The sequence below is a fragment of the Microcoleus sp. CZ3-B2 genome (assembly GCF_036705055.1).
GTDB lineage: Bacteria > Cyanobacteriota > Cyanobacteriia > Cyanobacteriales > Microcoleaceae > Microcoleus.
On the sequence record NZ_JAUBTN010000043.1, the window covers coordinates 46,967 to 55,114 of the forward strand.

Annotated in this window: 8 protein-coding genes; 3 read left to right on the forward strand and 5 right to left on the reverse strand. The window is 47.0% G+C overall.

What is annotated here, in order from left to right:
• Positions 1-59: 59 nt before the first annotated feature.
• Complete coding sequence (locus QUA97_RS18895; protein ID WP_333195561.1) at positions 60-2,297, reverse strand: recombinase family protein; 2,238 nt, start codon at positions 2,295-2,297, stop codon at positions 60-62.
• Between the two features lie 53 nt (positions 2,298-2,350).
• Here QUA97_RS18895 and QUA97_RS18900 point away from each other — a divergent pair, with 53 nt between their 5' ends.
• Positions 2,351-3,715 (forward strand): proton extrusion protein PcxA, encoded by a 1,365-nt coding sequence (locus tag QUA97_RS18900; protein WP_194071216.1) that lies wholly within the window; start codon positions 2,351-2,353, stop codon positions 3,713-3,715.
• Between the two features lie 386 nt (positions 3,716-4,101).
• On the opposite strand, the gene rodA is transcribed toward QUA97_RS18900, so the two are convergent.
• The 4 genes from rodA to QUA97_RS18920 all read right to left on the reverse strand — a co-directional run bounded on the left by rodA (position 4,102) and on the right by QUA97_RS18920 (position 7,196).
• Positions 4,102-5,361 carry a rod shape-determining protein RodA gene (gene rodA / locus QUA97_RS18905; protein WP_194071181.1) on the reverse strand — a complete coding sequence of 420 codons (1,260 nt, stop codon included), beginning with the start codon at positions 5,359-5,361 and terminating at the stop codon, positions 4,102-4,104.
• 463 nt (positions 5,362-5,824) lie between these two features.
• Positions 5,825-6,178 carry a VOC family protein gene (locus tag QUA97_RS18910; protein ID WP_194071180.1) on the reverse strand — a complete coding sequence of 118 codons (354 nt, stop codon included), beginning with the start codon at positions 6,176-6,178 and terminating at the stop codon, positions 5,825-5,827.
• Positions 6,179-6,371: 193 nt separating this feature from the next.
• Positions 6,372-6,887, reverse strand: a complete 516-nt coding sequence (locus QUA97_RS18915; protein WP_333195562.1) for a tetratricopeptide repeat protein — start codon at positions 6,885-6,887, stop codon at positions 6,372-6,374.
• A gap of 99 nt (positions 6,888-6,986) precedes the next feature.
• Complete coding sequence (locus tag QUA97_RS18920; protein WP_228050404.1) at positions 6,987-7,196, reverse strand: hypothetical protein; 210 nt, start codon at positions 7,194-7,196, stop codon at positions 6,987-6,989.
• Between the two features lie 86 nt (positions 7,197-7,282).
• Here QUA97_RS18920 and QUA97_RS18925 point away from each other — a divergent pair, with 86 nt between their 5' ends.
• Both QUA97_RS18925 and QUA97_RS18930 read left to right on the forward strand, forming a co-directional pair.
• Positions 7,283-7,444 carry a hypothetical protein gene (locus QUA97_RS18925; protein WP_228050403.1) on the forward strand — a complete coding sequence of 54 codons (162 nt, stop codon included), beginning with the start codon at positions 7,283-7,285 and terminating at the stop codon, positions 7,442-7,444.
• Between the two features lie 146 nt (positions 7,445-7,590).
• On the forward strand, positions 7,591-7,773 hold the full coding sequence (locus tag QUA97_RS18930) for an NfeD family protein (protein ID WP_333195563.1): 183 nt from the start codon (positions 7,591-7,593) through the stop codon (positions 7,771-7,773).
• Positions 7,774-8,148 lie beyond the last annotated feature (375 nt).

Here is an 8,148-nt window from a genome sequence, read left to right on the forward strand (position 1 = left end):
GGAAAAAATGAAAATCTTTGCATTCATAATTTTCTTGATGCCTGCCGAGTCTCTTAGTTTTAGCTTGACTGCTGATAAGAAACAGAACTCTGAATGAGGGGCAGAAGTGGCCCAGTTTGCTCTTGTCCGTTGACGGCTAGTTCGCTGTGACAAAGGTAAAGTACAGAACAGCGACTTAACAAATCTAGCAGAATTCGCCGCAGCCGCTGTTGGTCGGCGGTGGTTTCGTCTTCGGTTTCCCAGGGACGCCCCAGTTGCGATCGCACAAATAAGGGAGCACCAAACAATGTCGCCGCACCGCCACTCAGCCACAGGGACGAGCCGGCATCCAGCCAAAAGTGCCATTTGTGGGCGCGGCGGCTGCTGCGGTACTGGAAGATGGTGGCCAGGGTGACGGCTTGGGTTTGGGTTCCTTGGGCGCGGACGGGATAGGGGTTGGCGGTGACGGTTCCTTGGCGCAATAACTGGATGAACCGGGCGATGGTTTCTGATTCGCTGCTGTTTGTTGGTTCTTGGCGCTGCATTCGTCCGTGTATTTCCCAGTAGTGGGCGGCGGTTTCCATTAACTCTCGCAGGGCTGATAGCCGATCGTAGGCTAGGTATCTGTCGTTGATCAGAAATTTCTGGATGGCTCGATCGAGGAGGGCTATGGGACTAGGCAACAGCCGCTCTTGTTGTTGCGATCGCTGTTGTTCGATCCACTCGACTATTTGCTCGTAGGCGGCACAGGCTCGGTGTCCCACTCTGTCCCACCGGGGAAAGGCTGTAATTGGTAGCAATTGAGGTCGATCGACATCGGGACAAAAACAGCTATCGGCGATTAAACCTGCTCTCACTTGGTCGATCGATTTTTGATTCGGAATTCTTCGACTTCGCTCAGAAAAAGTTTGAGATTTTAGATGGAAATTGGGCTGCGAATCTTCTGTTTCCACTACTTCCCGATGTTTCTGGCTGCCTAAAATTACTAGCATTTCGGCTACTGCGTCTCGATCGACTAAACGGCCGAGTCCCGGATAAACTAAGGCTAACAAAGTCAGCAAAGCTCGAATTTCTGGGGTAGTCGAGAGGGGACGCTGATCGTTGAGAGATTCGGCGGCGATGCCGTGTCTGGCTAGAATTTCCGTTAAACTGTAACGGGCGATCGCATCCATCCCCGGAGCAATTACGGCGATTTCCTGCGGCTCTACGGCTGCTGATTTCACTGCATCCACGATGATTTCGGCGGTTTCTCGCAGCAGTTGGGCCCGGGAAATTGTTTCGAGCGATCGAACCGATCCGGGCAAACTCAAGCCTAAAGGATAAAAACCCTCAGAATTTACGGCTAAACTTACCGCCAATTCCCCAATTTCTGGGGATAAACCCGCTTTTGCGTCCAATTTTTCGACGATGCGACACCTGCTTTCGAGTTGGGCGAGGTCTTCGGTGTCCGCCCCCAAACCCAAACGCACTCCTCCATCTGGATTGTAGGAGAAGGCTCCCGCCACGCCTCGATCGAGCATTCGATCGAACAAATGGCGGCTGATGGCTGGATAATCGTCAACATCATCTGCGATCGTAGCTTGGTATCTAGAGGTCAACTGCTGCTGGTAAGTAACATTTGGCAACAAGTAACGCCAGTAGAGTTCGCAAACAATCCCGTAAGTCAGCAGCCCCCGCGTCAAGCACCATTCCCACCACCTTTCGAGCAATTCTCCCATGCTAGCCCACAGGCTGTGCGAGCCGCCAAAGCCGACAAATCCCTGTTCCAAAATGCTCTTAATTTCTTCTCTGGGGGTGCCGCTGACAGCAGCAAGTTGTAATAAGTCTAGAGTTCGACGCACCATTCGGTTTGGACTGACTCCTGTTTGTTGCAAAATGCCTTCGTCTAATTCGCGACGCCAGAGTCGGGCGGCAAGTTCCAATTCTGTTTCCGGTTGCAGCCTCAGCGGAAATTGAGCCTTCAACTGCAGTGACTCAACTAGCAGCGGCCAAAATAGCAATACTTCTTGCTCAAAAAAACCGAAGGGTGTTGTGGAGTGAAAGGCATATTTTCCTTGGGTGGCTACGGCGATGCGATCGGCTAGTTCCAGCCGATTGTCGCCGTTAGCTGCTAATACTAAAATTGCTGGGGCTGTTTGTCCCGCCCGCCACCGCCCGGAATGCCCCCGGCTTGAAACTGTTGCGGGCAAAGACTTAACGGTTTCGCTCCAAATACAGAACTGCTCGACTAAACGAGCGGTTTTGCCGGTTTTGGCGGCTCCGACAATCCAAATTGAATTTTCTGCCGGCGTTCCCAATTTTTGTAAATCTGTTACCATACCATGAATAATTTAGTCACTAATGTCTGCTGCGAACGAACCAGCTTTTAGTTATGAATACTTCTGCGTGGAATAGGTTTGTCAAATATCTCTACAGCGCTAACCAGTGGTATAGAGATACACCTGAAAGAGCTCTAGAACAAGCTTATGATGCTGCTTTAGCAATTAAGGCGATCGAAGATGAGCATTTTGGGGGCCAACGGATTTCGGAGCGATCGGGCGATTACGGACAAAGCACCCTGTCTTACTTTAAATCCGAACTGCAAAAATACCTCAAGGTGATCCACACCAGGATGGTTGAGTTTAATGCTAGCCGTTATTTTTTGGAATTGCCCGATCGGGTGGGGGCCAAACCGCAGGCGGCAAATAATAGCACAGAGCGCCGCCAGCACGGATTAGGTTTCGACGATCGAGATGGATCGTCCCTTGTCTTTGAGAAGCTCGCATTTATTGATGGGGTCATCGATAAATATATTAATCAGGGTAAATCAACTGCGATCGTTCCGGTTCTCAGCTCAGAAAACCTCCTATTTAAATCTACAAGTAGCACCTCTCAACCTAACAGCAACCTAGGTTCAGCTAATTCAATTCAAACTCAGGCGGGCGAAGTTGACACTAACTCTGAAGAAGTTAATTTATTACCCCGATCGCTTTTGGGAACCTTGAGTCGAATCACTAAAGAACTTAACCCAGAAGCCGAAAAAGACGTAGTTAAGAATTTTCGCAATTCCCAAGTAAAAACAGTCATTTCTCTGAGATTTATATTGCTGCTAATTTTAGTTCCGCTGTTGGCAAATCAAATTTCTAAAAACTTTATTGTAGGGCCGATAGTTGACCAGTTTAGACCTCCGGAAGAATCTCGCATATTCATAAATTATGAGTTGGAAGAAGAAGCCTTTGAAAAACTAGAGCAATTTGAGCGGCAGCTCAAATTTGAAAAATTAATTGGCATTGCTCCCTCGCTTTCAGAAGAGGAAACGGAAAAGAAGATTACCGCAAAAGCAGTTGAGCTAGCGGAGGAATACCGTAGTGAAAGCGGTGGAGCCATTAAAAATATTTTTGCCGACTTAATTTCTTGCTTTGTTTTTGTCTGGATTCTCCTTGTTAACAAGAAAGAAATTGAGGTTTTAAAATCTTTCATGGACGATGTGATTTACGGACTTAGCGACAGTGCTAAGGCTTTCATAATTATTTTGTTTACGGATGTGTTTGTCGGATTTCACTCGCCGCACGGTTGGGAAATAATTCTCGAAGGTTTATCGAGGCATTTGGGACTACCAGAAAATAGGCAGTTTATATTTCTGTTCATCGCGACGTTTCCAGTTATCTTGGATACGGTATTTAAGTATTGGATATTCCGCTATTTAAACCGGAGTTCGCCTTCTGCGGTTGCAACTTACAAGAATATGAACGAGTAATATCAAATCCGGTAGCATCGGAACGAATAAACCGCGAAGACGCTGATAACGCCTTCGCGGTTTATTCGATTTTACCACCTATAAAACCCATTTGACATCTTTGAGTTTTTGGGTTGGGTGACGAAAAATATAGAGAGAAACTGGTTTCTGAGATTTACGCAAGGGGCGAGAAACCGGGTTTCTACAAGTTTTTGGTTGGGTGACGAGAAATATAGAGATCAACCCGGTTTCTGAGATTTATGCAATAGATATCAAATGGGTTCTATAGCAGTTCGATCGCGTTGTGAGGTATGCCCCATGCCCCATGCCCCATGCCCCATGCCCCATGCCCTATGCCCTATGCCCAATGCCAAGCCACACCTCATCTTTCGCTTGAAATGCTATATCTAATTCCAACGCTTCTTGCGCTGTCGCTGGTTGGCTACCGACTCCACCAGTCCCAGTGCGAGAAAGTTACTCAGCAGCGACGCATTCCCGTAACTCAGGAAAGGTAGCGGAATTCCTGTCACCGGGGCTAAGCCGATGTTCATCCCAATATTTACGAATACCTGAAAAATTAACATTGACAGTACCCCGATCGCCAGCAATGAACCAAAATTGTCGTTAGCAGTCTGAGCAATAATCACCAACCGGAAACAAATTATCCAGAACGTCACCAGAACGCAAATACAGCCAATAAAGCCCAATTCTTCGCCGATCGCTGAAAAGATAAAGTCCGTATGCTGTTCGGGAATAAAGTTAAGTTGAGTTTGGGTTCCGTGAAACAAACCCCTGCCTTTGAGCTCCCCAGCCCCGATCGCAATCCGAGATTGAATCAAGTGATATCCGCTGCCTAAAGGGTCTTTCTCGGGGTTTAAAAAGCCTGTCAGGCGCATTTTTTGATAATCCTGAAGCACACCCCAAAAAATATGTCCGACGTGTCCCGAAACCACGTTCACCAGCACAGCAGCAAAAGTCCCCAACCAAGGCCAAGGTAGGCTTCGCCAAGCGATAATCCCCGCAACGACTACCCAAGCAATCCAAATCGGTGTAGACAAGTTGTTTAGGAGAACCGAGATTAGAGGAGAAAACAGTAATATCAGCCAGCCGGGATTAACATTACCCCAGTAAAACATCCCCATTGTGATCGCGCCAAACACCAGAGAAGTACCTAAATTTGGTTCAGCAAAGATCAATCCCCAGGGTAGGGCCATAATCGCCAGCATCTTCAACATATCCCTGACTGTGGGGACAGTTTTGTCGTGTAGGAGAGCTGCTAAAGTGATAATCATCCCTACTTTGGCAAATTCTGACGGTTGCAGGTAAAAGCCGCCGATATTGATCCATCGCTGGGCACCGAGCCCTGTAGTACCGATAAATCGAACTGCGATTAGTGACAAATTGATAACTGTGTAAATCGGCCATTTCCACTGAAGGAGTATTTCGTAGCGACAGCGGGAAATGATTACGGCTATGAACAAACCGACTGCGCCAGTTACCCAATGTCGCCACCAGTCGATCAGCCCCTGGTTGATTTCGACGCTGCGGATCATGATTCCGCCGAAGATGGTGAGGCCTATGCAGGCGATAAACAGCCAAGGATCTGATTCTTCCCAGGGTTTGAAGATGGATTTCCAGCGGTTTCTGCTTTGTATTCTCTGCAACATGAGGATTTTAGATTTTAGATTTTAGATTTTAGATTATCGAACCGATGTTCGGAAGTTGTGGATATATTTCCGATTCTGAGCTTACACCGTACTGCGCGAGCATTGGTGTCAGTACGTCACTTTATTCGGCGACTCCTACAGAGGTTCCGGGCCTTCAGCTACGGGCCGGTAGCTGATTCGCACCAATCCCGTGGCCTGTGCATTCCGCACCAATCTAGGGCTTAATTAATTCGCGTTCCGATTTTTTCATTAGTTAAAGCCCAAAAAATTGCTTGGGGGATCTTGGTTTTACAATCAAAACGCCCAAACGCCGATCGACAGGCGATTTCCACTGGCCCACCAAGTCAACACTAAGCGCAGCGCACGCGCTACAAACCCTGCACAGCAACCAATCTTCACCTAGGATGGGTCGGGGGCGCGCCTTACCTGGATTTAATAGCCGATCGCCCCCCAAGCCCTAAAATCATCCTTTGGCGGGTTCGTAAAGATACTCAAAACCGTTACCGTCGAGGTCTCTACCATAAAAAGAGGCTGTACCGTCGCGGTGTTCGTGAATCTGGGTGACGGAAACACCTTCGGATTTAAGCTGTTCGTAGGCGGATTCCATTTCGGTGCGATCGTCAAACACAAAGCCAAAATGCGGCCCTGCTTGGTCGTAACTCGGACTCAACAGCGCCAAGCCGTCCTCTCCGGCTTTCAAGTAAGCCCAGTCTGCATCTTTCCACACTAACTCCATACCCAAATTTCGGTAGAATTCAGCAGATTTTTCGATGTCTTGCACGCAGACGGCTACGTGTCCCAATCGTTTTAGTTTCATATCTAGAATTTTTATGGTTGTGTTTGAGTTTATTGTATCTTTTTTTTGATTTGTTTCTCGGTTAATTAGGTATTTTTTATAAATTTTTGGTGTGAGCTAACTGTACCTTTTCTACTTGTTTGCTGGCATTCATTGGGCTGAACAGTTTAATAGTGCGATCGAATTTTTCTTGGGCTCTATCGGTGTTACCAAGTTATTGTTCTGTCAGGGCTAGTTGATAGCAAGCTTCGGCTCGGTTTAATTTGTTGGAGCGATCGAGTATTTGGGTTGCTTCAGCTAGGTGCAGCAGGGCTTGGTCAAATTCTCCTTGTTCTCGGTACAGCGCTGCTATACCGTTGAGAGCTTTGGCTTTGATGGTACTGTACTGGTTTTGGTCGGATCGGGCGATCGCTTGGCGGTACAAGCTCAAAGCTTTCTCTGTCTCTCCCAGGTTTTGATAGGTGGCGGCGAGAAAAACTAACTTGTATCCCGTACCCACCAACTGACTGTTTTCCCGATCGACATAAAGTTTTTCGGCGAGATCCTCCGCCTCTTTTTTGGCTCCGACACAGGAGTTGAGGAAAGCTAAGCCGACATCGATCGAATAGCTGTTAATCCCGATTTCGTCCCGCGAAGTTTTCAGCTTGACAAATATCTCCATAGCTGATTCTAATTCCCGCATTTCTATTTGACAAAAACCTATATTAAGTAAGTCGGTGGGGAAAAACACAACTGTGTTAAGAAAGATAAATGAGGCTAAAACCCCAATCCCTCCTGCATTCTGTCTCCTGACTCCTGCCTCATCCCAACTACAAATATTTACGCCTTTCTACTTAATTGCAGCGTTAACTTTCCAAAATTCCAGATTAGCTTGTTTGCCGTTTTCCGGTTCACTGCTTTTCGCTATAATTTGCAAAGATTTAGTGGCTTTTATTTCCGATATTTGGTGGCATTCTATCGCTTGATTTATCTCGCCTAAGATGCGGTAAGAAACGCCTAAAAGACTGTAAAGACCGCTCAAATAATAATCAGAAGTCACATTGTTAAGTGTGGAGGGGAAGTTGACAGACAAGCTTCTGACATCCGCACAAATCAAGTCGAGTTTATATTCAGGAGCCAGCAGCTATGTCTATTAACGATGTTGAAACAGCGATCGTGGATGAACAAATTCGCCCTCAAGAATCCGATCGCGTTCGTTTTCAAAACAGTTGGTGGCCGGCGAAGTGCGATCCTCTTCGTTGGCGTAGCCCCCTAGGGCGGGCTTCGCTAACGAGACCTGACTTTTGAACCTGGTGAGGTGGTTCGCGTGGTGGGAATTGAGAATATTACTTTAATAGTTGAAGCGTCGTTATAAATCAAAGGGTTAGGGAGTCAAGCTATAAGTTTATAGCATCCCAAAGTTCAGGCCAAACTACAATCAGGAGAAAGTAATCATGACTGTCAGCCATTTACAAAGAGCGATCGTTGAAGAAGAAATTAAACCAAATCAGTCCGGCAGTGTGCGATTTCAAAGCAGTTGGTGGCCGGCCAAGTGCGATCGAGAAATAACTTTGCAACCCGGTGAAGTTGTTCGCGTCGTGGGACTTGACAACATTACTCTGATAGTTGAAGCGTAGTTGGGAAACAATCTGGAGGTGGGGAGTTATCGGAGGCTATAAAAAATAAATTTGCGATCGCGTTTCTATTTCGATACATTTCTCTTCAAGCGCGCGATCGCACTCATCACCTCTATTATATCAATTCCGGCTGCACTCCTTATGATATAGAGGACACGGCAGTGACGTGTCCCTACAATCAATCGTGGTAGGGAAACGGCACTGCCGTGTCCTCCGTTTATATCATTCCGATGCTAACGGAATTGATATTAATTTCAATATTCTAGAGTTTAACCTCAACCACAACTCACGGCTGACAGCTGACGGGGTGACAACCCCGTTAAAACATAGACTCAATCAAGGACATAGCTCTCATACCCTTCTGAAAAAATGGCA